Source organism: Sphaerisporangium sp. NPDC049457 (assembly GCF_055586705.1).
Window position 1 is genome coordinate 660,528 of the sequence record NZ_JBVJHR010000001.1, and the last position, 23,946, is coordinate 684,473.

Genomic DNA, 23,946 nt, shown 5'->3' on the forward strand with positions numbered 1-23,946 from the left:
GGCGAGTGTCGGGTCTGTCCCGCTTTATCCGATCGTGACTTGACGGTGCGTGTGTCCGGCGGGTTACATGGCCCCACTCCAGTAAACGTTTTCAGTCGTTCTTCCGCGAGCCGCTGTAAACGTTTACTTTTCCCCCTGGACCGAGGTGACACGTGAGTGACGGGCCGACCATCACGACCATCGCCCAGCGCGCCGGCGTGTCCATCGCCTCGGTGTCGCGCGTGCTCAACGGCCTGCCCACCAAGGCCGAGACCGAGCGGCGGGTGATGAGCGCCGCCCGCGAGCTCGGGTACGTGCCGAACTCGGTGGCCAGGTCGCTGAAGTCCCGGCGCAGCAACCAGCTCGGCTTCGCCATGGCCGACATCGGCAACCCGGTCTACCTGGCGATGATCCGCGAGATCCAGCCGATGCTGAAGACGGCCGGCTACCGGCTCGTCCTGCACTCCACCAACGCCGACACCGGCGACGAGGTCGACGTGCTGCGCGGCCTCGGCGAGCGGTACGTCGACGGCCTCATCATGATCCCGCTGCGGGTGACCGGAGAACACCTGAAGATGTTCGCCGCCGCCCGCGCGCCCGTCGTCGTCATCGGCTCGGTCCCCGAGGGCACACCGGTCGACAACGTGCGCACCGACTCCCGCGAGGGCGTCCGGCTGGCCGTCGAGCACCTCCACGGGCTCGGCCGCCGGCGCATCGGCTTCGTCAACGGCCCGCTGGACACCGTCCCCGGCGCCGCCCGCGCGGCGGCCTACGCCGAGGCGGTGCGCGCACTCGGGCTGCCGCACGACACCGGCCTCGTCGAGGTCGGCGACTTCTACCGCCACGACGGCGCCCGAGCCACCGCCCGCCTGCTCGAACGCACGCCGGACCTGGACGCGCTGTTGTGCGCCAACGACCTGATCGCGCTCGGCGCACTGGACGTCCTGCGCCGCGAAGGGCGGCGGGTGCCGGAGGACGTCGCCGTGGCCGGCATGGACGACACCGACCTGGCGACGCTCGCCTGGCCCCCGCTGACCAGCGTGTCGCTGGGCTCGGCCGAACGCGGCCGGGCCGCCGCCGAACTGCTGCTCGACCGGCTGTCGAACGGGGCGCGCGAGCCGCGCGTGGTCACCGTCGAGCCCCGGCTGGTCGTCCGCGCCTCCACCGCCGAGGGGCGGGCGCTGTGACCCTGACCGCACGCAGGACCGGCGGGCCCGCGACGGGCCGGCGCGCGGACGGCGGCGGCGCCGGGTGGCGGCGGCGCGAGACGCTCGCACTGATGCTGCCCGCGCTCGTGCCGGTCCTCGTCTTCAGCGTCGGACCGCTGCTCTACGGCGTCTTCCTCGCCTTCACCGACGCCCGCTCAGGGCGCAACTCGGTGACCTCCTTCGTGGGACTGGCCAACTTCGGCGAACTGCTCGCCGACGCCGACTTCTGGGAGTCGTTCCGCATCGGCCTGATCTGGGCCGTCTCTGTGACCGTGCTGCAGTTCGCCGCCTCGCTCGGGCTGGCGCTGCTGCTCAACGAGAACCTGCGGTTCCGGTCGTTCGCCCGGGTGCTCGCGCTGGTGCCCTGGGCCATGCCCCCGGTCGTCATCGGCCTGATGTGGCGGCTGGTCTACCACCCCAACGCCGGCATACTCAACAGCGTCCTCCAGCAGTCGGGTCTTCTCGACCACAACGTCGACTGGCTCAACGACTTCTCCGTCGCGCTGCCCGCGGTGATCGTCGTCGGCGTCTGGACCGGCATGCCGCAGACCACCGTGGTGCTGCTCGCCGGACTGCAGAACGTTCCCAAGGAACTGCACGAGGCCGGCCACATGGACGGCGCCTCCACCTTGCGCCGCTTCTGGAGCATCACCCTGCCCCAGCTGCGCCCGATCATCGTGACCATCACCTCGCTGGACTTCGTCTGGAACATCAACCAGTTCGGCCTTGTGTACGTGCTCACCCAGGGCGGCCCCGGCGGGCAGACCCGGCTGCCGATGCTGTTCGCCTACGAGGAGGCGTTCCGCTACGGCTTCTTCGGCTACGCCGCCACGCTCGGCGTCGCCTTCGTCATCGTCGTGCTGGCCCTGCTGAGCCTGTACATCGGCCGGCAGATGCGGGAGGCGGACTAGAGATGCGCAGGCCCCTGCAGTACCTCGCCCTGCTGGCCTACATGGTCTTCCTGGCGTTCCCGCTGGTCTGGCTGCTGTCCACGGCGCTGAAGACCTCCAGGGAGATGGCGAACCTCACCCCGACGTGGATACCCCGTCATCCCGTGCTCGCGAACTTCGCCGACGCCTTCACCGAGCAGGACATCGCCGGCAGCGCGCTGCGCAGCCTCGCCGTCGCCGTCGCCACCTCGGCGCTGACGATCGTGCTGGCGCTGCCCGCGGCGTACGCCATGGCCCGCCACCGCTCGCTGGTCAACCGGCTCGCCGTGGGATGGGTGCTGGTCAGCCAGGTCTTCCCGTTCATCCTGATCATCATCCCGCTGTTCATGGTGCTCCGGAGCCTGGACCTGGTGAACACCCTGCCCGGCCTCACCATCGTGCACGTCACCTTCGTGCTGCCGTTCGCGCTGTGGATGCTCCAGGGCTACGTGCGCGCGGTGCCGCGCGAGCTGGAGGAGGCCGCGGCCGTCGACGGCGCCGGACGCGTGCGCGCCATCATCCGCGTCGTCGCGCCGCTGCTGGCCCCCGGCGTGGTGGCCACCGCGCTGTTCGCGTTCATCTCCTCCTGGAACGAGTTCCTGTTCGCGCTGGTCGTCCTCAAGGACCCCGGCGTGGCCACGCTGCCCCTGACCCTGGTGAAGTTCACCGGCGCGGAAGGGGTGGTGCGCCTCGGCCCGCTGGCGGCGGCCTCGCTGCTCGCCACGATCCCGAGCCTGGCGTTCTTCGCGATCATCCAGCGGCGGCTGAGATCCGGCCTCATGGCCGGCGCCGTGAAGGGATGACCGGCGATCTCCCGGCCGAGCCGAGCCCGTGCGAGGCGGAGCCCGCAGCCATGACACCCCCTGATAGGAGAAGTCCCTTGCGTACCAGAACCGCACTCGCGGCGGCCGCGGCCGCGATCGTCGCGCTGACGGCCGCCTGCTCATCGGGCGGCGGCGCCGGCGGCGCCGGCACGGCGGGCGGCGGCGACGCCGCCGCGCCGGTGAACCTGAAGTTCCTCAGCCTCGCCTGGCAGAAGGAGTCCATCGCCGCCAACAAGCAGATCGTCGACGAGTGGAACCAGGCCAACCCGAACACCAAGGTCGAGTACGTCCAGGGAAGCTGGGACAACGTCAACGACCAGCTCGTCACCTCCTTCGAGGGCGGCGACCCGCCGGACGTCATCCACGACGACTCCCCGGCGCTGGCGGGTTTCGCCTCGCGCGGCTACCTGCTCGACCTGACCGGCAAGCTGCCGTCCGACCTCAAGAACGACATCCCGCAGCCCGCCTGGGACACCGTCACCTTCGGCGACGGCAAGGGCGGCCAGGGCGTGTACGGCGTGCCGTTCCTGCAGGAGTCGCAGGTCCTCATCGGCAACAAGAAGCTGCTCGACGCCGCCAAGGTGCGCGTCCCCACCTCCGACGCCCCATGGACGTGGGACGAGTTCGCCGAGATCAGCAAGAAGCTCACCAAGGGCGGGAACTTCGGCGTCGCCTGGCCGCTGAAGTCCCCGGTCAACAAGGTGCTCAACCTGGCGCTCAACTTCGGCGGCACCTTCTTCCAGGTGGACGGCGCCAAGGCCACCGTCAAGGTCGGCCCCGAGGAGCGCGAGGTCATGCAGCGCATCCACGACCAGCTCTACAAGGACAAGTCGGCCGACCCCTCCGCGCTCGGCATGGGCACCGCCGACCCGCTGCCCGGCTTCTACGCCGGCAAGTACGCCCTGCTGCCCGCCGGCGTCTACCTGCGCCAGCAGGTGGCCGAGCAGGCGCCCGAGGACTTCGAGTGGATCACCATCCCGCCGCTCAAGGGCGTCACCGCCGAGCAGGGCGCCACCTCCCAGACGCTCTCCGTCGCCGCCGACAGCAAGCACTCCGACCAGGCGACGAAGTTCATCTCCTACTTCCTGAACAGCGCCAACCAGGCGAAGCTCGCCAAGGGCGACTGGCTGCTCCCCACCAGCGTCAAGGCGGCGAGCGACCCGTCCATGACCACCAAGGAGAACGGCTGGGACGTCGCCACCGCCTCGGCCAAGAACCTCGTCGTCGCGCCGTATCTGAAGGTCAACGGCTTCGACGAGTGGAAGAGCAAGGTGGCGACCCCGACCCTGCAGCAGTACTTCGCCGACAAGATCACACTCGACGAGGCGGCCAAGACCCTCGTCGAGGAGGGCGACAAGGTGCTGGAGCGCTACAGCAGATGAGCCTGACCCGCGCCCGGGGGTGCCTGCTCGGCCTGGCGGCCGGCGACGCCCTCGGGCGGCCCGCCGAGAACCTCGCCCCTGAGGAGATCGCCCGCCGCTACAGCCGGTTGACCGAGATCGAGCCGGGCAAGGGCGGCACCGACGACACCGAGTACACCATCTTCGCCGCGTCGCTGCTCTGCAGGTATGGCGCGGCGATGACCCCGGGCGACGTGGCAAGGGAGTACCGCGAGCAGATCATCCCGGCCATCGACGGGCCGATGCGCGGCGCAGGGTTCTCCGAACTCGGCGCCGTCCAGGCCCTGCGGCGCGGCCTCGCGCCGCCGATGTCGGGCATGTGGCACCGGCACGGCTGGTCCGACGGCCTGGCCATGCGCGCCGCGCCGTACGGCGTCTTCGCGGCCGGCGACCCCGCCGAGGCGGCCCGGCTGGTGGCGGTGGACGGCGTGGTGAGCAACAGCGGCGAGGGCGTGTACGGCGGGCAGGCGGTCGCCGCCGCGGTGGCCGTCGCGATGACCGGCGCCCGGCCGGGAGAGGTCGTCGAGGCGGGGATCGCCGCGGTCCCCGAGGACTCCTGGACATCCCGCAACCTGCGCTCCGCGGTGGCCGCCGTCGCCGCCGGGTCGGTGGAGCGGCTGTACGCCGCCGTCGTCGTGCGCCACTACCCGTGGACCGACCTGGCCCCCGAGGCCGTCGCCCTCGCCTTCGCCGGCTACCTCATGGGCGCCGGCGAGGTCGAGGAGTCGGTGGTGTGCGCCGCCAACCTCGGCAGGGACGCCGACACCACCGCGGCCATCGCCGGCGCCCTCGCGGGAGCAGGGGGCGGCGAGGCCGCCGTCCCCGCCAGATGGGCCCGCGAGATCGGCCCCGCCACCGGCCGCTGCCTGCCGGTCGTCGCCGGCCGTCACGTCCTCGACGCCGCCACCGAACTGTTCACCGCGGCGCATCGGATCGGATCCGCAGGATAAAGCGGATAAAGGGAGAGACATGCCATCGGGGGACAGGACAAGGGATGCGGACGGCCCGTTCGCGGACGGGCCGGGCGGCGCGGGAGGGCGCGAGAGCCCTCATGACCGCCAGACCGACAGGACCGACAGAACCGACAGAACCGACAGAACCAAGAGGAGCGACAGGACCGACAGGACCGACAGGGTCGCGGGGGCCTTCATCGGGCTGGCGATCGGGGACGCCGTGGGGTGGCCGGCGGCGCGGCACCGGTCGGCGCTGCTCGCGCCGTGGACCAGGCGGCTGGAACGGGAGCTGGACGCCTTCGCCGAGGAGCACCGCCTCACCACCCTCCCCGTGCCGTTCGCGCTGAACCAGCCCGTCGAGCCGCTGGCCGCCGGCCCGTCCGACGACGCCGAATGGCTCGCCTGGACCGCGCTGACCATCCACCAGGACCGCGCCCAGGCGTTCGGCGCGCTCGCCGGGCGCACCGACCTGCGGGTGCGCATCTCGGTGCGCTCGGCCCTGGACAACCTGGCCGCCGGCAAGCCGCCTCCGGCCAGCGGCCACGACAACCCGCACCACTTCGACGACGCGGCCGCCGTCCGCGCCGTGGCCTTCGCCGCGGCCGTGCCCGCCCGCCGCATCGGAGCCGCGGGCGTCTCGGACGCCGTCTCGGGCTCCGCAGAAACGGACGCGGGGCCGGCCGCGCCCGTCCTCGCCGATCTGCGGGACGTCGTGCGGGCCGACGCCTGTGTCACCAACTCCGGGGACGGCGTCCTCGGCGCCGTCGCGATGGCCGCCGCCGTCGCCGTGCTCGTCGCGGGCGGGACGATGGGCGCGGCCGTCGAGGCGGCGCTCGCCGAGCTCCCCGAGGACACCGCCATCGGCCACGCGGCCAGGACCGCGCTCGCGGCGGCCCGCCGCGCGGGCGACCCGTTCGCAGCCGTCCCCGCCCTCGACGCCGCGCTGGTCGACCACGTCTACAGCTACGGCGTCGCCGCGGCGCAGACCGTCCCCGTCGCGCTCGCGCTCGCGGAGGCGTCCGGCGGCTCGTTCGGCGCCGCCGTCTCCGCCGCCGCCTGCCTGCCCTCGCTCGCCGACTCCGCCCCGGCCCTCACCGGCGCGCTCACCGGCGCCTTCGCCGGGCTCGGCGCGCTGCCGGCAGGCTGGTGCGCCGCGGCGCGCACGCTCACCGGCTGCGGCCTCCCCGAGCTGGCCGGGACCGATCTCATCGACATCGCTGGAGGACTGGCATGACGCCGCTCGAGGACCTGCTGACCGACAAGGCCGTCGGATGCGTGACGGGCGCGGCGGTCGGCGACGCCATCGGCGGCGCCACAGAGGGCTGGACGCCCGCGCAGATCCAGGAACGCTACGACGGGTACGTGACGGGCATCGTCCCGCCGTACTTCGAGGACTGGCGCAACGCGCGCCCCATCGCGCCGTACCACAAGGGCGACGGCCACGTCACCGACGACACCCTCATGACCCACGCCCTCATCCGCGTGTACGAGAAGGCCGGCGGGCACCTGGACGCCTACGCCGCCGCTGAGCACCTGGTGCCGGAGATGATGGGCGAGAAGCGCTGGATCCCCGAGCTGGAGGCCGAGGCCCTGCCCCTGCAACGGGTGTTCCTCGCCGAGAAATGGCTGGTCCTGCGCCTGCACTACGGCCACGTCGACCCGCGCGAGGCCGGCGTGGGCAACATCGTCAACTGCGGCGCCGCCATGTACATGGCACCGGTCGGCGTCGTCAACGCGGCCAACCCCGACGGCGCGTACGCCGAGGCCATCGACCTCGCCGGAGCCCACCAGTCCAGCTACGGCAGGGAGGCCGCCGGAGTCCTGGCCGCCGCGGTCGCCGAGGCGATGCGGCCCGGCGCGACCGCCGACTCGGTCGTCGCCACCTGCCTGCGGCTAGCCCGCGACGGCACGCGCGCCGCGATCGACGCCGTCTGCGAGCGGGCCCGCGACCTCGACCACTGGGAGGGGGCGTTCGAAGCGCTGCGCGAGGCCGTCAAACCGTACGACACGGTAGCCGACACCTACCGCGACCAGGGCCTGGGAGCGCGGCGGCCGAGCCGGGTGCACAGCATCGAGGAACTGCCCCTGGCGCTCGCCTTCCTGGTCATCGCCAAGGGCGACTACCGCGACACCGTGCTCGGCGGCGTCAACTACGGGCGCGACGCCGACTCGATCGCCAGCATGGGCGGCGCGATCGCCGGAGCGCTCGCCGGAGCCAAGGCGGTGCCCGCCGAATGGCTGGACCCGGTGTCCGCGGCCAGCAGGATGGACCTGGCCGCCCCGGGGCGCGCCATCGCCGAGGTCGCCCGCCGCGTCCACGTCGCCGACCTGGCCGCCCGCCGCGCCCACGAAGCCGCCTTCACCGCCCTCACCTGGGACACGACCCCCGGAACCGACTCATGACCGAGCCTTTGGACCGTCCGCTTCGGTTGACCTGGGTGCAGCCTGAGGACCTGGTGGGACATGAGTTGCGGCAGGCCGCCGAGGACGGGCGCGGCGCGGACGTCGCCGCGATCGCGGACCGCTGGCACGCCGCCGGCGGGCACGACGCGCCGCCGCGCGCCGGCGCCCGGCCCGAGCCGCCCACACCCGAGATGCGCGCGCTGGCGGTGGAACTGCTCGACGAGCTGGCGGCCATCCCTTCCCCGCTTCCCGAGCCGGCCGACCTCGCCGGCATCCGCGCGGCCGCTTCCGCCTGGGCGGGGCCCGGCGCTCCTGACAGTGCGGCCACCCCTGCCTGCGCGGGGTCCGGCGCTCCGCAGCGTCCGGACGCCCGCCCCGATGAGCTGGGCGAGCGCCTGCTGGGGGCGTGGCTCGGGCGGGCGGCGGGCTGCGTGCTCGGCAAGCCGGTGGAGAAGATCCCCCGCGAGGGCATCAGGGAGATCGCGGAAGCCACTGGCAACTGGCCGATCCGCGGCTGGTTCACCGCCGTCGGCCTGCCGGCCGATGTGGCGGCCCGCCGGCCGTGGAACCGGCGCAGCGCCGCCACCTCGCTGGCCGAGAACCTCGACGGCGTGCCCGAGGACGACGACCTGAACTTCCCCCTGCTGGCGCTGTCGCTGCTGGAGCGGCACGGCCGCGGCTTCACCACCGCCGATGTCGCCTCCATGTGGCTGGACGAGCTGCCGGCCGGCCGCGTGTTCACCGCCGAGCGCGTGGCCTACCGCAACCTGCTGGAGGGCGTCGAACCGCCGGGGACGGCCACCTGGCGCAACCCGTTCAGGGAGTGGATCGGTGCGCTGATCAGGGCGGACGTGTACGGCTGGGTCAACCCCGGCGACGCGCGCACGGCGGCCGAGTTCGCCTGGCGGGACGCGCGCCTCAGCCACACCGCCAACGGCCTCTACGGCGCGATGATGGTCGCCGCCATGTGCGCCCGCTCCCTGGTCGTGCCGTCCGGAGACCCGGCCGCGGCGGTGGAGGAGGTGGTGGCGGCGGGGCTGTCCGTCGTGCCCGCCGGCTCCAGGCTGGCGCGGGCCGTACGCGACGCCGTCGCCGACGCGCGTGCCGAACAGGACTTCGAGCGGGTCGTGGACCGGCTCTACGAACGGCACGGACGGCTGCACTGGGTGCACACCGTCAACAACGCCGCGCTCATCGCGGCGGCCCTGACACACGGCCGCGGCGACTTCACCGCCTCCATCGCGGGCGCGGTCGCCGCGGGCTGGGACACCGACTCGGCCGGCGCCACGGTGGGGTCCATCGCCGGCGGCCTGCTCGGCGCCTCGCGGATTCCGGCCCGCTGGGCGCTCGGCGACCGGCTGGCCAGCAGCGTGCGCGGTTTCGACGGCGTCGGCTTCGGCGAGCTCACTCGCCGCACCCTCGCCGTGGGGCCCGGATGAGCGGCACGGCGGGTGACGGTCCGTGCCGGGCCCCGGCCGGACGGGCCGCCCCGCTTCGCGCGGGCGGTGACGCCGCGGCCGCCATGGCCGGCGGGCGTGGCATGGTGATCTTCACAGTGGCGCCGGGCAGGGGAGAGGACGCGGCATGATCTCGGTTTTCGGCAGCGCCAACATGGACCTGGTGGCCTACACCTCGGTCGTGCCCGCGCGCGGCGAGACGGTGACCGGCCGCGCCTTCAGCACGATCCCCGGCGGCAAGGGCGCCAACCAGGCCATCGCGGCCGCCCGCGCCGGAGCGGCCGTCGCCTTCCTCGGCGCGGTCGGGGACGACACGTTCGGGCCGGTCATGCAGGACACGCTGGCCGCGGCGGGTGTCGACGTGAGCCGCCTGCGGGTCGTGCCCGGATCGTCGGGCATCGCGCACATCGTCGTGGACGACGATGGCGGCAACTCCATCATCGTGATCCCGGGCGCGAACGGCACGATCACCGGTCCCTCCGCCGAGGACCTCGCCGTCATCGACCGCTCCCACGCGCTGCTGCTGCAGCTGGAGCTGCCCATGGAGGCCGTGGTGGCGGCGGCGTCCCGGGCGCGCGTCCCGGTCGTCCTCACCCCCGCCCCGGCGCGGGACCTGCCCGGCGAACTGCTCGACGCGGTCGACCTCATCGTCCCGAACGAGCACGAGGCCGCCTCGATCACCGGCGTCGCCGACCCCGGCGAGTCGCTGGAGGCGCTGCTCGACCTCGTGCCCGAGGCGCTGATCACCCTCGGCTCCCGGGGCGCGCTGTACGGCTCCCGGGACGGCCGCCGGCTGCGGGTGCCCGCCGTCGCGGTGAAGGCCGTCGACACCACGGCGGCCGGCGACACCTTCGTCGGCGCGCTGGCAGCGGCCCGCGCCGAGGGCAGGCCGCAGGAGCTGGCCCTGCGCTTCGCCGCCACCGCCGCGGCCCTGTCGGTCCAGCGCCCCGGCGCGAGCACCTCGATGCCCACCCGCCCCGAAATCGAGGCGGCGCTCCTGCGTCCCGCGGCCGGCCTTCTGGAGGACCACCGATGAAAGCGCTGGAGGGCGTGCGCGTCCTCGACCTCGCGACGCTCTTCGCCGGGCCGATGGCCGCGATGCTGCTCGGCGACTTCGGCGCCGAGGTCGTCAAGATCGAGCACCCGGCCAAGCCCGATCCGTCCCGAGGGCACGGGCCCGGCGGCCTGTGGTGGAAGATGCTCGGCCGCAACAAGCGCGCGATGACTTTGAACCTCTCGGCGGCCGAAGGCCAGGAACTGCTCCTTGCGCTCGCGCGCGACGCCGACGTCGTCATCGAGAACTTCAGGCCGGGGACGCTGGAGCGCTGGAACCTGTCCTACGACCGGCTCCGCGAGGCCAACCCCGGCCTGGTACTGGCCCGCGTAACCGGATTCGGCCAGTTCGGGCCGTACGCGCGCCGTCCCGGGTTCGGCACCCTGGCCGAGGCGATGAGCGGGTTCGCCGCGATGACCGGCGAGCCGGACGGGCCGCCCACCTTGCCCCCGTTCGGACTGGCGGACGGCATCTGCGCCCTCGCCACCGCCTACGCCGTCATGGCGGCACTCCACGCGCGTGAGAACACCGGAGCGGGCCAGGTGGTCGACATGTCGATCATCGAGCCGATCCTGACCGTGCTCGGCGCCCAGCCGACCGTCTACGACCGGCTCGGCGTCGTCCCGCCCCGCACGGGCAACCGCTCGGTCAACAACGCGCCGCGCAACACCTACCGTTGCGCGGACGGTTCCTGGGTCGCCGTCTCGACGTCCGCGCAGAACATCGCCGAGCGGGTGATGCGCCTGGTCGGCAGGCCCGAGTACATCGACGAGCCATGGTTCGCCACCGGCGCGGGACGCGTCGAGCACGCCGACGAACTGGACGGGGCCGTCGCCGCGTGGGTCGGCGCGCGCACCCGCGATGAGGTGCTGGCCGCCTTCGAACGGGCCGAGGCGGCGGTCGCCCCCGTGTACGACGTGCGCGACGTCCTGGCCGACCCCCAGCTCGCCGCCCTGGACGCCGTCACCACCGTCGAGGACCCCGACCTCGGCCCGCTGCGCATGCAGAACGTCATGTTCCGCCTCTCGGGCACGCCGGGGGAGATCCGCTGGACCGGCCGCCCGCACGGCGCCGACACCGCGGCCGTCCTGGCGGAACTGGGCCTGTCGCCGGCCGACGTCGAAGCCCTGCGCGGCAAGGGCGTCGTCTAGCCCTGTGAAGGCGTCCGCCCGCCGTGTGAAGGCTTCTGTCCGCCGTGTGAAGGCGTCCGCCCGCCGTGTGAAGCCTTCCGTCCCGCGACCCCGCTCGACACCCGAGGAGTGACCCGATGCTGACCTGGCTGTACGCGCCCGCCGACCGTCCCGAGATCGTGGCCAAGGCCCTCGCCGGCCCCGCCGGCGTGGTGATCGTCGACCTGGAGGACGCCGTCGCGCCCGAGAACAAGGACCGGGCCCGGGCCGAGGTCGTCGCGCTGCTCGCCACCCCGCGGCCGCGCGTGCAGATCCGGATCAACGACGTGCGCACCCCGTACGGACAGGCCGACCTGCAGGCCATCGGCGCCCTGTGCGAGGGTACGGCGGGCATCCGGATCCCGAAGACCGAGTCGGCCGACGAGGTGCGCCAGATCTCCGGAGCCGCCCCCGGCGCTGCCCTGCACCCGCTGATCGAGTCGGCCCTCGGCCTCGAACGGGCCTACGAGATCGCCACGGCCGGCCCCGCGGTGGCGGGCATCGGGCTGGGCGAGGCCGACCTGCGCGCCGACCTGGGCGTCGGCGACGAGGCCGGGCTGGCCTGGGCGCGGTCCCGCGTCGTGGTCGCCGCCCGCGCCGCCGGGCTGCCCGCCCCCGCCCAGTCGGTCTACGTCGACTTCCGCGACCTCGCGGGCCTGGCCGCGTCCTGCCGCGCCGGCCGCGCCATGGGCTTCCGGGGCCGCGCGGCCATCCACCCGGCCCAGCTCCCGGTCATCGAGGCCGCCTACCGCCCCACCGAAGAGGAGATCGCGGCGGCCGGCCAGGTGGTGGCAGCGGCCGGCTCCGGCGCGGTCGCCCTCCCGGACGGCCGCTTCGTCGACGAGGCGATCGTCCGGCAGGCCAGAGCCGTCCTCGCCGACGCCCCCCGCTCGACGATCAGCAGGTCCGGCGGTAAGGGATCTCGGATATGAGGGTCTTCCAGTTCGCTTCGGACAGAGGCCTGAACTGACGCAGAACACGGCTTTGAGGACGTCCCGGCGGCTCCGGTTCTCGATGACGCCGCCGGTCGCGCGGACCTGGGCCCTGAGCGGGGTCCGCCCGGTGGTCCCGGTGGTCCCGGTGGGATGGGCTGGTGGCCGGCGTCCTTATGATGGGCGGCCGGTTCGTGGTCTGGGTGTCGAGGGGGGCTCATGGAGGTCTGCGGCTCGGGGGGCGTGCTCGCGGGCGGTGGGCGGGCCGGGGGCCAGCCGGTGGTCGGCGGTGCGGACGGGGCGGGTCTTCATGACCTGTCGGGCGGGGACGGCGTGCTCGCCCGCGTGGCGGAGGTCGCGCGGCGGGCCCTGCGGCGCTACGACGTCGGGCCGGACGCCGAGGTGAGCCTGATCAACGTGTCGGAGAACGCGACGTTCCTCGTCACCGGCGCCGGCCGGCGCCTGATCCTGCGGGTGCACCGCCTCGGCTACCACTCGCCCGAGGCGATCGGCTCGGAGCTCGACTGGCTCACGGCGCTGCGCGAGGAGGCGGGCGTGCCGACCCCGCACGTGGTACCGGCGCTGGACGGCGCGAGGGTGGTCGGCGTGGCCGACCCCAGAGCGGCCCCGCGCCACTGCGTGATGTTCGAGCACGTCCCCGGCGCCGAGCCCGCCGAGGACCGTCTGGCCGAGCACTTCGGCCCGCTCGGCGCGATCACCGCGCGCATGCACCTGCACGCCCGCGCCTGGCGGCGTCCCGCCGGGTTCACCAGGTTCCACTGGGACGAGGACGCCGTGTTCGGCCCGGCGCCCCGCTGGGGCAGGTGGCAGGACGGCGCCGGGGTGGACCGCGCGGCGCACGCGGTGCTGACCAGGCTCTCCTCCGCGTTGCGCGACCGCCTGGCCCGCTTCGGCAAGGGACCCGAGCGGTACGGCCTCGTCCACGCCGACCTGCGCCTGGCCAACCTGCTGGTCGACGGGCAGGCGGGCGGCGGGGGAGTCACGGTCATCGACTTCGACGACTGCGGTTTCGGCTGGTACCTCTACGACCTCGGGGCCGCGCTCAGCTTCATCGAGCATCACCCGGACGTTCCCGAGATGGTCGAGGCGTGGGTCGCCGGCTATCGCACCGTCCACGAACTCCCGCCGGGCGACGAGCGGGAGATCTGGACGTTCATCATGTTGCGCAGGCTCCTGCTGGTCGCCTGGATCGGCTCCCACCCGGCCGTCGACATCGCCCGGGAGCTGGGCGCCGGGTACACGGTGGGAACCTGCGAGCTCGCCGAGCGCTACCTAAATGCGGGCCCGGTGCTCCGGCGTTCACGCCGGGGGTGAAGACGCGCGCGGGGGTGCCCGCTAGGGCGCGACCGTGTCCTGGCCTTCCTGGTCTTGCTGCTTGATCCACCAGGTGTAGGGCACCAGGACGGCGAAAGGCCGGCCGTTGCATTCGATGATGGTGTGCTCGCCAGGGTAGTGGGCGGCGTTGGCGCGGTCGCCGATGTGTTCACGGATCGCTCGGATTCCCCTACGTTCAGTCACCGATCGGGTGACAATGAGGACCGTGCGGCTTCGTTACCGGTACCGGCTCTACCCGGATGCCACCCAGCGTGAGGCGCTGGCGCGGGCGTTCGGGTGCGCGCGGGTGGTGTTCAACGACGGACTGCGCGCACGGACCGACGCCCGCCAGGCGGGCCTGCCGTACATCTGCGACGCGGAGCTGTCCAAGCGGGTCATCACCCAGGCCAAGCAGACCCCCGGACGGGCCTGGCTGGGTGAGGTCTCAGCGGTCGTCCTCCAGCAAGCGCTCGCCGATCTGAATACCGCCTACCGCAACTTCTTCGCCTCGATCACCGGCAAGCGGAAGGGGCCGAGGGTGGCCGCGCCCCGGTTCCGCTCCAAGAAGGACAACCGGCAGACGGTCCGCTTCACCAAGAACGCCCGGTTTGCGATCACGACAGGCGGCAGGCTGCGCCTGCCGAAGATCGGGGACGTGCCGGTGCGGTGGTCGCGCCCCCTGCCGTCGCAGCCGAGCTCGGTCACGGTGGTCAAGGATGCGGCGGGCCGGTACTTCGCGTCCTTCGTCGTCGAGACCGGCCAGGAGCCGTTGCCTGAGACATCCGCCGAGGTGGGCATCGATCTGGGGTTGACGCACTTGGCGGTCACTTCCGACGGCCGGAAGATCGACAATCCCCGGTTTCTGCGCCGGGCGGCCAAGAAGCTCCGCAAAGCCCAGCAGGCCCTGTCCCGCAAGGCGAAGGTCTCGGCGAACCGGGCCAAGGCCAGGATGAAGGTCGCCAGGGCGCACGCCCGGGTGGCCGACGCGCGCCGCGACTTCGCCCACAAGCTTTCCACGCAGCTCATCCGCGACAACCAAGCGGTGCACGTGGAGAACCTGTCGGTGAAGGGACTGGCGCGCACGAGACTGGCGAAGAGCGTCCATGACGCGGGCTGGTCGCAGTTCGTCGGGATGTTGGAGTACAAGGCCGCCCGGTACGGACGGGCCTTCGTCAAGATCGACCGCTGGTTTCCCTCGTCGAAGCTGTGCTCGGCGTGCGGGGCGGTCGTCGAGTCGATGCCGCTGTCGGTCCGGTCGTGGATCTGCGCCTGTGGCGCGGCCCACGACCGGGACGTCAACGCGGCGATCAACATCCTGGCCGCCGGGCGGGCGGACAGGTCAAACGCCTGTGGAGACCAGGTAAGACCACCGCTCGCGGTGGCACAGGCCGACGAAGCAGGAAGCCACAGAGGTGCCGCATGACGCGGCACGGGCTGAATCCCCGGCCTTCAGACTTCAGGCCGGGAAGCGCGTCAACTGAGCTCCATCTAGCGCGCTCCCGTCCGGGGCGGAGCCGAGCGCACAGGACACGCCGTCCGGTGTAGGAAGTTATGGGACGTCCGATGAAACTTTCCGTGCGGACACGTCTCAGCATCCGGTACCGCCGGACGAACGCGCAGGCCATGACGGTGCAGCACGCATGGCAGGCGCGACCAATGATTGCTCGCGCCCACACCGCCGCATACGGTCGTGAACCAGGCTTTGACATCGTGCCTTACATAGCGTAGGGAGCACGCGAATGCCCGTTATGTCGGCGACGCGGAAGCGCATCGCCTCCATCCTGACCTTCATCGTCGCCGCGGTCGCCGCCGCGGCTGTCCTTGTCGTCACCCGGCCACCCGCCGCCGGAGCCCTCGCGACCGGCGGCTTCGACTTCACCCGGGCGCAGGTCGCCAACACCGGGCTGCAGGTGCCCTGGGGGCTGGCCTTCCTGCCCGATGGCAGCGGGCTGGTCACCGAACGCGACACCGCCCGCATCATGCAGGTGCGTCCCGGTGCCGCGCCCACCGCGGTGGCCACCGTGCCGAACGTCGTGCCGTCCGGCGAGGGCGGCCTGCTCGGCATCGCCGTCTCGCCCACCTATGCCCAGGACCAGTACGTCTACGTGTACTACTCCGCCGGTTCCGACAACCGCGTCGTCCGGCTCCGGCTGAACGCGCCCGGCACCCAGCAGGTCATCGTCTCCGGCATCCCCAAGGCGAGCTTCCACAACGGCGGGCGCCTCGCCTTCGGCCCCGACGGCATGCTGTACGTGTCCACCGGGGACGGCGGCACCACCTCCAACGCCCAGAACCAGAACAGCCTCGGCGGCAAGATCCTGCGCATGACGCCGACCGGCGGAGTGCCGTCCGGCAACCCGTTCGCCAACTCGCTCGTCTACAGCATGGGACACCGCAACGTTCAGGGCCTGGCCTGGGACCAGCAGGGACGGCTGTACGCCAGCGAGTTCGGCCAGAACACCTACGACGAGCTCAACTACATCGTCGCCGGGGCCAACTACGGCTGGCCGACCTGCGAGGGCATGTGCAACAACCCCTCATTCCGCAACCCGCTGGTGACCTGGACCACGGCCGAGGCGTCGCCGAGCGGCCTGGCCTACGCCAACGGCACGCTGTTCGCCGGGGCGCTGCGCGGCACGCGGCTGTGGACGGTGCCGGTGAACGGCGGCGCGACCACCGGCTCGCCGGTCGCCGAGTTCCAGGGGACCTACGGGCGGCTGCGCGCGGTCGCGGTCGGGCCGGACGGATGGCTGTGGGTGACGACGAGCAACCGGGACGGCCGGGGGACGCCCGTGAGCGGCGACGACCGCGTCATCCGGGTGCCCCCGACGGGGACCACGCCGTCTCCGTCGGCCACCCCCACCGTGACGCCCACGGTCACCCCGACGCCCACGCCGACCGTGACCCCCACCCCCACGCCCACGGCCGGGCGTGCCTGCGCGGCCACGTACCGGGTCGTGAACCAATGGAACGGCGGGTTCCAGGGCGAGATCGCGGTGCGCAACTCGGGCACCTCCGCCCTCACGTCATGGACGGTCGCCTTCACCTTCCCCAATGCCCAGACCATCACCCAGATGTGGGGTGGCCGGTACACCCAGTCCGGCTCCGCCGTTACGGTGCGCAACGAGACCTGGAACGGCACGCTGCAACCCAACGCCTCGACGACGGCCGGCTTCCAGGCCGGCTGGACGGGCACCAACGGCACGCCGACCACCCTCACCTGCACGGCCGGCTGACCAGGCCCCCGGAACGCGCGTGAAGGCGGCGCACTACAGCGCCGCCTTGACCGCCCCCAACACGATGACCGCTTGCCCCGGCCGGAGAGACCCCGGGAATAGCTCTCACCACTCATAGCGTGCTGACCGCGTGCCTTCGTCGGAGGTGCTTGTCGCCGTTCGCAGCGTGGTGACGGCTCGTCTTTGCCGGTGGTGTTTCCTCCCGTTCCTCCGGTGAGGTTCCCCATCGGCGCCGGGGCGGCGGGATGGTGGACTGCGGATGCCGGCGCCGTCCTACGGCGGGGACGCGGAGCGCCTTTCCCACCGTCGCGCTAGACGTACCGGAGGGGCGCTCTCCGATGCGGCGCCCCGTGCCGTGCGCGCGGGCGAAGGGGGCCGGAACCGCTGTACCTGCGGGGTTTCCGCTTCATGGGCACTTCCGAGGCGACCTCCGGAAAGGAAGCTGGAGCCACCTTTTCGATCACCTCCCATGGCCGTCACGTAATGTGATAGCTATGTGACGGCATGCGATCGGTAACGGGTGGTGTGCGACCGCCCGCAGAAAGTTATGGAGATGGTCATGCTCGTCAGCGTACTGGCGGTTGCGGCGGCGGTCGGTGTGGTGGCCATCGCCGCCTTTCTTTTCCGCAGGCTCGACAACGGCACCGACGACCTGCTCCCGAACGGTCCCACGGCCGGCCACGCCGGCTCAATGCTGTCGTCCCTGTTCCTCCTGGTCTTCGCCATCGCGATCGTCGTGCCGTGGACCACGGCCGACTCCGCCCGGCAGAACACCTACACCGAGAGCCGGGCGGCCGTGGAGGCCTACTGGGCCGCGGCCGGGCTCCCCGTCCCGGTGGGCGCGCAGGTGCAGCAGCAGATCCGCGACTACGTCCAGTACGTCGTCCAGAAGGAGTGGCCGCTCATGGCCGACGGCCGGCTCAGCCTTGAGGGCGCCTCGCGGCTGGACGCGCTGCGCACTCAGGTGGCGGGCCTGATCGTCAGCGGCGACGACGCCAAGAACGCCAAGAGCGCGACCATCGACGAGTTGAAAGAGCTGTCCGCGGCCCGGCGCCAGAGGTCGGCGGACGCCGAGGCCAGACCGCCCGCGGGCGTGCTGCCTCTGACGATCCTGACCGGGTCCATCGTCATGCTCTACCCGTTCCTGGCCGGCGCCCGTCCGCGCGGCAAGACGCTGGTGCCGCTGCTGATCATGGCCGCGCTGCTCGGCTTCGGCATCTACCTCACCTGGCAGATCTCGCACGTGTTCTCCAGCGGGCTGTCGGTGGGGCCCGAGGCCTTCCGCACCGCCCTCACCGACTTCCAGCGCATCCCATGGAGCGGATGATGACGGCCCGTTCGCGCGCGGTCTTCCTGGCCGTCCCGCTCGCCGCCGCTTCGCTGGCCGGCGTCGTCGTGGCCGCCGCCCCGGTGCCGCCGTCCAGCGCCGCCGCCTCCCGTCCCTCACCGCCGAACTCCCCGACCACCGCGAGCACGGCCGTGCCCGAGAACACCCCCAGTGGTACCGGCGCCTCCCGGGGCCCGGGGACGGGCGCGGGCGAGCGAAGCAGGCCCTCCAGGGCTGGGCGAGGGCGTCCATCCAAGAGTGCCGCTGAACGCGGTCACACCTCCAGGTCCGGCGGTGTGCACAGTCCTTCCCGGGACGCGGACGAGCGAGGCCGTTCGTCCACGGTGTCCCGCGGGCGGGGTCGTACAGCCGGGGTGTCCGGTGAGCGAGGCGGTTCGTCCGCGGTGGCCGGTGGGCGGGGACGCTCTTCTGGAGTCGCGGGTGAGCGGGGTCGCTCGGCCGGGGGAACCGTCCGGGTTCGGCGGGGGGTACGGGTGGTCGACCAGCCTGCGGATGACAGAGCGCTGGTCGGCGTCGAGGCGGAGGCCGGGGCGAAGGCGCGCGGCGACGCGGGGCTCGTCGGTGCGACATTGCGCGTGTCGGACGACGACGGCGGCCTCCTCGGCGTCGTTCCCGGCGTCACGCTCTGCCTTGACGTCGACGTGCTGGTGAGCCTGCGGGTCGGCGTCACCGTGGCCGGGCCGCCCCCCTGCCGGCGCGCGGCCGCTCCGCTCACGCCGACCCCGGCGCCGACCTCCGCACCCACTGCGGCGCCCACGCGCACGCCGTCCGCGCCGCCCTCACCGGCCTCACCGCTTCCCACCCCGAAGCCCTCCCGGACTCCGTCGTCCCAGCCCGCCGCTCCCGTGGTTCCGCGCGCCCCTTCCCAGCCCCAGGCGGCGCCCCGCCCGGCGCCGGCTCGGCCGCAGGCCACCCCGACGCCCTCCCCGGCCGAGCCCAGCCCCACACCGCCCGCGGCCACGCCGTCCACCGCGGTGCGCCCGCTGCGCGCCGACCTCCCTCGGTCGCGCCGCGTGCAGCCGCTCGCGACGGTGATGGTCATGGTGATCCTGTCACTGGTCATCGCGCTCGCCGCCGGCCTGGCGTTCGGCACCATCCGTTAGAGGGCGGGGTGCGTAAAATGGGGCGGTGACCACGACGGGTGCAGGCCTCGCCGAAGAAGGATCACAGCGGCACGATCTGACCGTCGCCGAGATCGCCAGGCTGGCGGGGGTCTCCCCGCCCACGGTGTCGCGGGTGATCAACGGGCATCCCGGCGTCGCGCTCAGCACTCGGCAGCGGGTCGAGGCGGTGCTCCGTGAGCACGGCTACCGCCGCAGAGAGAGCAGCACGTCCGTCGCCATCGTCGAACTGGTCTTCCACGCGCTCGAGAGCCTGTGGGCCCTTGAGATCATCCGCGGCGTCGAGCAGGTCGCCCGCGAGTGCGAGCTGGCCGTCGTGCTCACCGAGATGCAGGGCCGGCTCACCCCGGGCAGGGCCTGGACCGAGCAGGTGCTCGCCCGGCGCCCGAGCGGTGTCATCGCGGTGTTCTCCGAGCTGACCGTTCAGCAGCAGTCGCAGCTCGCCACCCGGTCGATCCCTCTGGTCGTGATCGACCCGACCGGCGAGCCGCTGCACCACACCCCCTCCGTCGGCGCCACCAACTGGAGCGGCGGCGTGGCCGCCACCCGCCATCTGCTCGAACTCGGCCACCGCCGCATCGGCATGCTGAGCGGGCCCACCCAGTGGCCGTGCTGCCGGGCGCGGCTCGACGGGTTCCGCGCCGCCATGGACGCCGCCGGCGTCCCGGTGGATCCAGACCTGGTGCGCGTCAGCACCCTGTACGTCGAGGGCGGGCTGCGCGACGGCGCCGAGCTGCTGCGCCTGCCCGACCCGCCGACCGCCATCTTCAGCGCCAACGACCTGCAGGCGCTCGGCGTCTACGAGGCCGCCCGGCGGGCCGGGACGCGCATCCCGGACGACCTGAGCGTCGTCGGCTTCGACGACCTGTCGTTCACCCAGTGGGCCGGTCCGCCGATGACCACGGTGCGACAGCCGCTGGTCCAGATGGGCGCCGCCGCGGTCCGCATGATCGCCGCGCTGGCCGCGGGCGAGGAGCTCGAACAGCATCGGGTCGAGCTGACCACCGAGCTGATCGTCCGCGAGAGCACCGCGCCCCCGCCCTCCCGCCGCTGAGTCCCGCAGCGGGGGCATGCCGCGACGATGTCCCATCTCGCCGGCTACGGAGGCCGGAGAATGCGGAGATCCGGTGTCGCGCCGGGCGCCGGGCCGGCACGGGCACGAGTGGCGGCCGACAGGGCGGACGCGACGGCCGGACGCGCGGGCCCGTCATCTCATGGCCCGGCGGCGCAGGCAGGTGTGCCGGGCCATGAGACGGGCGGTTCCCGGCACGCGTGACGCGCCGGGGCGGACCTCTCCGCCGAGGGGGACGGAGATGTCCGAACAACCGAAAGCCGGCTGCGGGGCGCGCCACCCCGCAGCCGACTTCCGCTCATTCGGGCGGGTCGTGTTGATCTTCAGGAAAGATGGTGAATCCTCGGTTGGCGGGAGCCCTCGGTCATCGAAGGGCTCGGTGGTCGTTCACCTCCTGTCAGTAGCCGGAATTGTTGGAGTTGGAGTTGGAGGACGGCGAGGCGGACGGGCTGGGCGAGGTGGTGGGTGTGGTGGAGGAGCCGGCGGCGTCGGCCGGCATGATCAGTCCGATCAGGCCGTGCTGCGCCTTCTGGACGCCGGCGGAGAACCATACGGAGTTCTTGCCGCCGACCTCGGCGGATCCCCGCTCCAGGTCCCACAGGCCCTCGATGGCGATCGCCTTGCCGTCGGCCTTGCGCAGCGGGCCGAGGTAGCGGCCGTTGCGGTAGGCGTTGATCCAGCCGTCGCCGAAGTTGCCGACCAGCAGCGCTCCGGTATAGACGCCGAAGCCCTCCGGGGCCTTGATCATCGCCCAGGGCGCGTTCAGGGCGCCACGGGCGGCGACGCGACCGGCGAAGCGTCCCGAGGCGGTGAAGCGGCTGATGAAGCCGAAGCCGCGGCCGGCGATCGACTTGCCGGTCTCGGAGTCGCGCTTGGCATAGGCGACGTAGACGGCGTCGCCCACGATCTCAACGTTGAAGGCGGAGTAGTCACGCGGCAGGCCGCGGTCGCGGAAGGCCCACTTCGACAGCCGCACCCGGCGGAAGTCGTCGTCGAAGACGTCGACCCGGTTGTGGGCGAAGTCGGCGGCGAGCAGGAACCGTCCCCGGTTGGTCGGCATCAGGGCCAGGCCCTTGTAGTCGGCGTGACGGGTGAAGGCCGCGATGATGGCGCTGGTCGGGTTCACCTCGGCGTTCCAGCCGGTGATGGCGCCGCTGGGGCTGGCGAAGATGAACGTCGCCGGTCCGGAGGCCCCCTTGCTGGAGATCTCGAAGCCTTCGGCCTCGTCGTTGAAGATCTGGCCGGTCGGCGTGCCTCCAGGGATCCAGACCTCGGTCTTCTCCTTGGTGAGCTGGCCCGCCCCGCCCGAGTACACGGTCGCCGTGCCGGTGCCCGCGTTGGAGACCCACAGCGTCTTGCCCATCGCCAGACCCCAGGGGTTGACCACCTTGGCGTCGGTGACGTCCGCCTTGCCTGCCACGTCCGAGATGAGGGGGATCTCGGCGAATCGGTTCTTGGTATGTGTGGTGGACCTGGTGGACTCCTTGGACTGCGTGGACTCAGCGTGCGCCGGGATCGTGCCGGTGGAAATGCCCAGGACGAGTGCCGCAGCGCAGAGCGTGACGATGCGTGACCGCATCAGGCCTCCTATGTCGTCTGCATGTGCGTACGGACGGAGGTACGCGGCGACCCGAGACCCGGTTCAAACCGATTTGTAATCTGTTCTGGACCCCGAACGGCGCTGTGCGCCCCCGGGGCGAAGGACTGCGCCTGCGGGGAGAAGAGACGCGCGGCGCCGTGCCGAAGCCGTGCGGCCCGCAGGCCGGGGGCGTGGCGGCCGGGACCACGCCCGCCCGCCGGTGAGATCGAATCGTTACCGCGTCCGGTCCTTGACTGCGACGATGAGAGCGCTAACAATCGGCACAAATATCTCATTTGTTAACAGACCCTCGCGAAGGTGGCAGAAGCTCCGTGAATACGGCATCCCTCACGATCGATCCCGCCTTCCGCGTCGCCCCGGTGCGGCGGCGCACGTTCGGCACCTTCGTCGAGCACCTCGGCCGCTGTGTCTACACCGGGATCTTCGAGCCGGGCCATCCCACCGCCGACGAGGACGGCTTCCGCCGGGACGTCCTGGACCTCACCCGCGAGCTGGGCGTCAGCACCGTGCGCTATCCGGGTGGCAACTTCGTCTCCGGCTACCGCTGGGAGGACGGCATCGGCCCCGTCGACTCCCGCCCCGCCCGGCTCGACCTGGCCTGGCACTGCACCGAGCCCAACCAGGTCGGCGTGGACGAGTTCATGCGCTGGGCGCGCAAGGCCGGCGTCGAGCCCATGATGGCCGTCAACCTCGGCACCCGCGGCGTCCAGGAGGCCCTGGACATCCTTGAGTACTGCAACATCGAGTCCGGCACGCACTGGTCGGACCTGCGCGCGACCAACGGGTCCAAGGAGCCGCACGGCATCAAGATGTGGTGCCTGGGCAACGAGATGGACGGCCCCTGGCAGATCGGTCACAAGACCGCCCGCGAGTACGGCAGGCTCGCCGCCGAGACCGCCCGCGCCATGCGCATGATCGACCCGGACCTCGAACTGGTGGCCTGCGGCAGCTCGGGCTCCGCGATGCCGACCTTCGGCGCCTGGGAGGCCGAGGTGCTGGAGGAGGCCTACGAGCAGGTCGACTACATCTCCTGCCACGCCTACTACGAGGAGAAGAACCGCGACCTGGCGAGCTTCCTGGCCTGTTCCACCGACATGGAGAACTTCATCGCCTCGGTGGTCTCCACCGCCGACCACGTGCGGGCCAAGCTGCGCGGCACCAAGCGGATCAACGTGTCCTTCGACGAGTGGAACGTCTGGTACATGAGCCGGACCCAGGCCGAGCAGGCCGAACGGGCGCGGCAGGACTGGCCGGTCGCCCCGCCGCTGCTGGAGGACCGCTACCACCTGGCCGACGCCGTGGCCGTCGGCGGACTGCTCATCACGCTGCTGCGCAACAGCGACCGGGTCACCGCGGCCAGCCAGGCCCAGCTCGTCAACGTCATCGGCCCCATCATGACCGAGCCGGGCGGCCGCGCCTGGCGTCAGACCATCTTCCACCCGTTCGCGCAGGCCTCCCGGTACGCCTCTGGCGATGTGCTGCGTGTGGAGCAGGTCTCGCCGGTGCACGAGACCGCCGAGTACGGCGAGGTGCCGCTGCTGCACGCGGTCGCGACCAGGGACGAGGACGTCACCACCGTCTTCGCCGTGAACCGCTCCACCGACCAGCCGCTGGAGCTGACCCTGGATGTCCGCGCGCTCGGCGACGTCCGCATCATCGAGGCCACCACGCTCAGCGACTCGGACGTCTACGCCGTCAACACCGCCGACGACCCGGACCGGATCGTCCCGCGCGCCAACCCCGACGTGGACGCCGACCCGCTGCGCGTCGTGCTGCCCCCCGTGTCCTGGAACGTCATCCGCCTGGCCCGCTGAACCCCGCCGCCGGACCCCACGGCCGCGCCCGTCACGGGCGCGGTCGGGTGGCCGCGGCCCCGTACGGCTGAGCGACCCTCCCAGCCCCGAGACGACCTGGTGGATGGCGCGT

At 72.5% G+C, this 23,946-nt stretch carries 21 protein-coding genes; 18 read left to right on the forward strand and 3 right to left on the reverse strand.

Translation table 11 applies throughout. The annotated features are described in order from the left end of the window. Positions 1-152 precede the first annotated feature (152 nt). From ACZ6QO_RS02720 to ACZ6QO_RS02775, 12 genes are all read left to right on the forward strand, one after another. Positions 153-1,166, forward strand: coding sequence for a LacI family DNA-binding transcriptional regulator (locus ACZ6QO_RS02720; protein WP_465846967.1), 1,014 nt, complete (start codon positions 153-155; stop codon positions 1,164-1,166). Continuing rightward, positions 1,163-2,098 (forward strand): carbohydrate ABC transporter permease, encoded by a 936-nt coding sequence (locus ACZ6QO_RS02725; protein WP_465846968.1) that lies wholly within the window; start codon positions 1,163-1,165, stop codon positions 2,096-2,098. Before ACZ6QO_RS02720 ends, ACZ6QO_RS02725 begins: the two co-directional genes overlap by 4 nt. Before the next feature lie 2 nt (positions 2,099-2,100). Then, complete coding sequence (locus ACZ6QO_RS02730; protein ID WP_465846969.1) at positions 2,101-2,919, forward strand: carbohydrate ABC transporter permease; 819 nt, start codon at positions 2,101-2,103, stop codon at positions 2,917-2,919. Positions 2,920-2,996: 77 nt separating this feature from the next. After that, positions 2,997-4,322 carry an ABC transporter substrate-binding protein gene (locus ACZ6QO_RS02735; protein WP_465846970.1) on the forward strand — a complete coding sequence of 442 codons (1,326 nt, stop codon included), beginning with the start codon at positions 2,997-2,999 and terminating at the stop codon, positions 4,320-4,322. Next, the gene (locus ACZ6QO_RS02740) at positions 4,319-5,290 is read left to right on the forward strand and encodes an ADP-ribosylglycohydrolase family protein (protein WP_465846972.1); all 972 of its coding nucleotides are present in this window, start codon (positions 4,319-4,321) and stop codon (positions 5,288-5,290) included. The genes ACZ6QO_RS02735 and ACZ6QO_RS02740 overlap by 4 nt, the downstream gene beginning before the upstream one ends. Positions 5,291-5,309: 19 nt before the next feature. Then, positions 5,310-6,527 (forward strand): ADP-ribosylglycohydrolase family protein, encoded by a 1,218-nt coding sequence (locus ACZ6QO_RS02745; RefSeq protein WP_465846974.1) that lies wholly within the window; start codon positions 5,310-5,312, stop codon positions 6,525-6,527. Further along, positions 6,524-7,696: an ADP-ribosylglycohydrolase family protein gene (locus ACZ6QO_RS02750; protein ID WP_465846976.1), complete on the forward strand. Its 1,173-nt coding sequence runs from the start codon at positions 6,524-6,526 to the stop codon at positions 7,694-7,696. Before ACZ6QO_RS02745 ends, ACZ6QO_RS02750 begins: the two co-directional genes overlap by 4 nt. Next, positions 7,693-9,135 (forward strand): ADP-ribosylglycohydrolase family protein, encoded by a 1,443-nt coding sequence (locus tag ACZ6QO_RS02755; RefSeq protein WP_465846978.1) that lies wholly within the window; start codon positions 7,693-7,695, stop codon positions 9,133-9,135. Before ACZ6QO_RS02750 ends, ACZ6QO_RS02755 begins: the two co-directional genes overlap by 4 nt. A 145-nt stretch (positions 9,136-9,280) precedes the next feature. Then, entirely contained in the window at positions 9,281-10,189 is a 909-nt protein-coding gene (locus ACZ6QO_RS02760) for a ribokinase (protein ID WP_465846979.1), read from the forward strand. Further along, entirely contained in the window at positions 10,186-11,358 is a 1,173-nt protein-coding gene (locus tag ACZ6QO_RS02765; protein WP_465846981.1) for a CaiB/BaiF CoA transferase family protein, read from the forward strand. The genes ACZ6QO_RS02760 and ACZ6QO_RS02765 overlap by 4 nt, the downstream gene beginning before the upstream one ends. 116 nt (positions 11,359-11,474) lie before the next feature. Then, positions 11,475-12,308: an HpcH/HpaI aldolase/citrate lyase family protein gene (locus tag ACZ6QO_RS02770; RefSeq protein WP_465846983.1), complete on the forward strand. Its 834-nt coding sequence runs from the start codon at positions 11,475-11,477 to the stop codon at positions 12,306-12,308. Between the two features lie 219 nt (positions 12,309-12,527). Then, on the forward strand, positions 12,528-13,643 hold the full coding sequence (locus ACZ6QO_RS02775) for a phosphotransferase enzyme family protein (RefSeq protein WP_465846984.1): 1,116 nt from the start codon (positions 12,528-12,530) through the stop codon (positions 13,641-13,643). A 21-nt stretch (positions 13,644-13,664) separates the two neighbouring features. Here ACZ6QO_RS02775 and ACZ6QO_RS02780 read toward each other — a convergent pair whose 3' ends face one another. Continuing rightward, a complete protein-coding gene (locus tag ACZ6QO_RS02780) occupies positions 13,665-13,847 on the reverse strand; it encodes a hypothetical protein (protein WP_465846985.1) in 183 nt (60 codons plus the stop codon). A 22-nt stretch (positions 13,848-13,869) separates the two neighbouring features. Between ACZ6QO_RS02780 and ACZ6QO_RS02785 the strand changes: the two genes are divergently transcribed. The 3 genes from ACZ6QO_RS02785 (at position 13,870) to ACZ6QO_RS02795 (ending at position 18,206) form a co-directional block, all read left to right on the forward strand. After that, positions 13,870-15,066 (forward strand): RNA-guided endonuclease InsQ/TnpB family protein, encoded by a 1,197-nt coding sequence (locus ACZ6QO_RS02785; RefSeq protein ID WP_465846987.1) that lies wholly within the window; start codon positions 13,870-13,872, stop codon positions 15,064-15,066. Between the two features lie 316 nt (positions 15,067-15,382). Beyond that, positions 15,383-16,879, forward strand: coding sequence for a PQQ-dependent sugar dehydrogenase (locus ACZ6QO_RS02790; protein ID WP_465846988.1), 1,497 nt, complete (start codon positions 15,383-15,385; stop codon positions 16,877-16,879). Between the two features lie 559 nt (positions 16,880-17,438). After that, positions 17,439-18,206 (forward strand): bestrophin-like domain, encoded by a 768-nt coding sequence (locus tag ACZ6QO_RS02795; protein WP_465846990.1) that lies wholly within the window; start codon positions 17,439-17,441, stop codon positions 18,204-18,206. On the opposite strand, the gene ACZ6QO_RS02800 is transcribed toward ACZ6QO_RS02795, so the two are convergent. Further along, positions 18,172-18,372 (reverse strand): hypothetical protein, encoded by a 201-nt coding sequence (locus tag ACZ6QO_RS02800; protein WP_465846992.1) that lies wholly within the window; start codon positions 18,370-18,372, stop codon positions 18,172-18,174. The two genes, ACZ6QO_RS02795 and ACZ6QO_RS02800, sit on opposite strands and share 35 nt — an antisense overlap. Before the next feature lie 328 nt (positions 18,373-18,700). Here ACZ6QO_RS02800 and ACZ6QO_RS02805 point away from each other — a divergent pair, with 328 nt between their 5' ends. Continuing rightward, on the forward strand, positions 18,701-19,330 hold the full coding sequence (locus ACZ6QO_RS02805) for a hypothetical protein (protein ID WP_465846994.1): 630 nt from the start codon (positions 18,701-18,703) through the stop codon (positions 19,328-19,330). Between the two features lie 25 nt (positions 19,331-19,355). Then, complete coding sequence (locus ACZ6QO_RS02810; protein WP_465846995.1) at positions 19,356-20,402, forward strand: LacI family DNA-binding transcriptional regulator; 1,047 nt, start codon at positions 19,356-19,358, stop codon at positions 20,400-20,402. Positions 20,403-20,817: 415 nt separating this feature from the next. Here the strand turns inward: ACZ6QO_RS02810 and ACZ6QO_RS02815 are convergent, their stop codons facing one another. Next, entirely contained in the window at positions 20,818-21,999 is a 1,182-nt protein-coding gene (locus tag ACZ6QO_RS02815; RefSeq protein ID WP_465846997.1) for a TIGR03118 family protein, read from the reverse strand. Between the two features lie 332 nt (positions 22,000-22,331). Between ACZ6QO_RS02815 and arfA the strand changes: the two genes are divergently transcribed. Next, positions 22,332-23,834 carry an arabinosylfuranosidase ArfA gene (arfA, locus tag ACZ6QO_RS02820; RefSeq protein WP_465846999.1) on the forward strand — a complete coding sequence of 501 codons (1,503 nt, stop codon included), beginning with the start codon at positions 22,332-22,334 and terminating at the stop codon, positions 23,832-23,834. Positions 23,835-23,946: the final 112 nt, after the last annotated feature.

What these genes read in the sequence shown, in the direction of transcription:
- ACZ6QO_RS02790 (WP_465846988.1), top strand. Translation starts at nt 15,383, where the DNA reads ATGCCCGTTATGTCGGCGACGCGGAAGCGCATCGCCTCCATCCTGACC.
- ACZ6QO_RS02770 (WP_465846983.1), top strand. Translation starts at nt 11,475, where the DNA reads ATGCTGACCTGGCTGTACGCGCCCGCCGACCGTCCCGAGATCGTGGCC.
- ACZ6QO_RS02795 (WP_465846990.1), top strand. Translation starts at nt 17,439, where the DNA reads ATGCTCGTCAGCGTACTGGCGGTTGCGGCGGCGGTCGGTGTGGTGGCC.
- ACZ6QO_RS02745 (WP_465846974.1), top strand. Translation starts at nt 5,310, where the DNA reads ATGCCATCGGGGGACAGGACAAGGGATGCGGACGGCCCGTTCGCGGAC.
- ACZ6QO_RS02815 (WP_465846997.1), bottom strand. Translation starts at nt 21,999, where the DNA reads ATGCGGTCACGCATCGTCACGCTCTGCGCTGCGGCACTCGTCCTGGGC.
- ACZ6QO_RS02755 (WP_465846978.1), top strand. Translation starts at nt 7,693, where the DNA reads ATGACCGAGCCTTTGGACCGTCCGCTTCGGTTGACCTGGGTGCAGCCT.
- ACZ6QO_RS02730 (WP_465846969.1), top strand. Translation starts at nt 2,101, where the DNA reads ATGCGCAGGCCCCTGCAGTACCTCGCCCTGCTGGCCTACATGGTCTTC.
- ACZ6QO_RS02765 (WP_465846981.1), top strand. Translation starts at nt 10,186, where the DNA reads ATGAAAGCGCTGGAGGGCGTGCGCGTCCTCGACCTCGCGACGCTCTTC.
- ACZ6QO_RS02760 (WP_465846979.1), top strand. Translation starts at nt 9,281, where the DNA reads ATGATCTCGGTTTTCGGCAGCGCCAACATGGACCTGGTGGCCTACACC.
- ACZ6QO_RS02740 (WP_465846972.1), top strand. Translation starts at nt 4,319, where the DNA reads ATGAGCCTGACCCGCGCCCGGGGGTGCCTGCTCGGCCTGGCGGCCGGC.
- ACZ6QO_RS02750 (WP_465846976.1), top strand. Translation starts at nt 6,524, where the DNA reads ATGACGCCGCTCGAGGACCTGCTGACCGACAAGGCCGTCGGATGCGTG.
- ACZ6QO_RS02775 (WP_465846984.1), top strand. Translation starts at nt 12,528, where the DNA reads ATGGAGGTCTGCGGCTCGGGGGGCGTGCTCGCGGGCGGTGGGCGGGCC.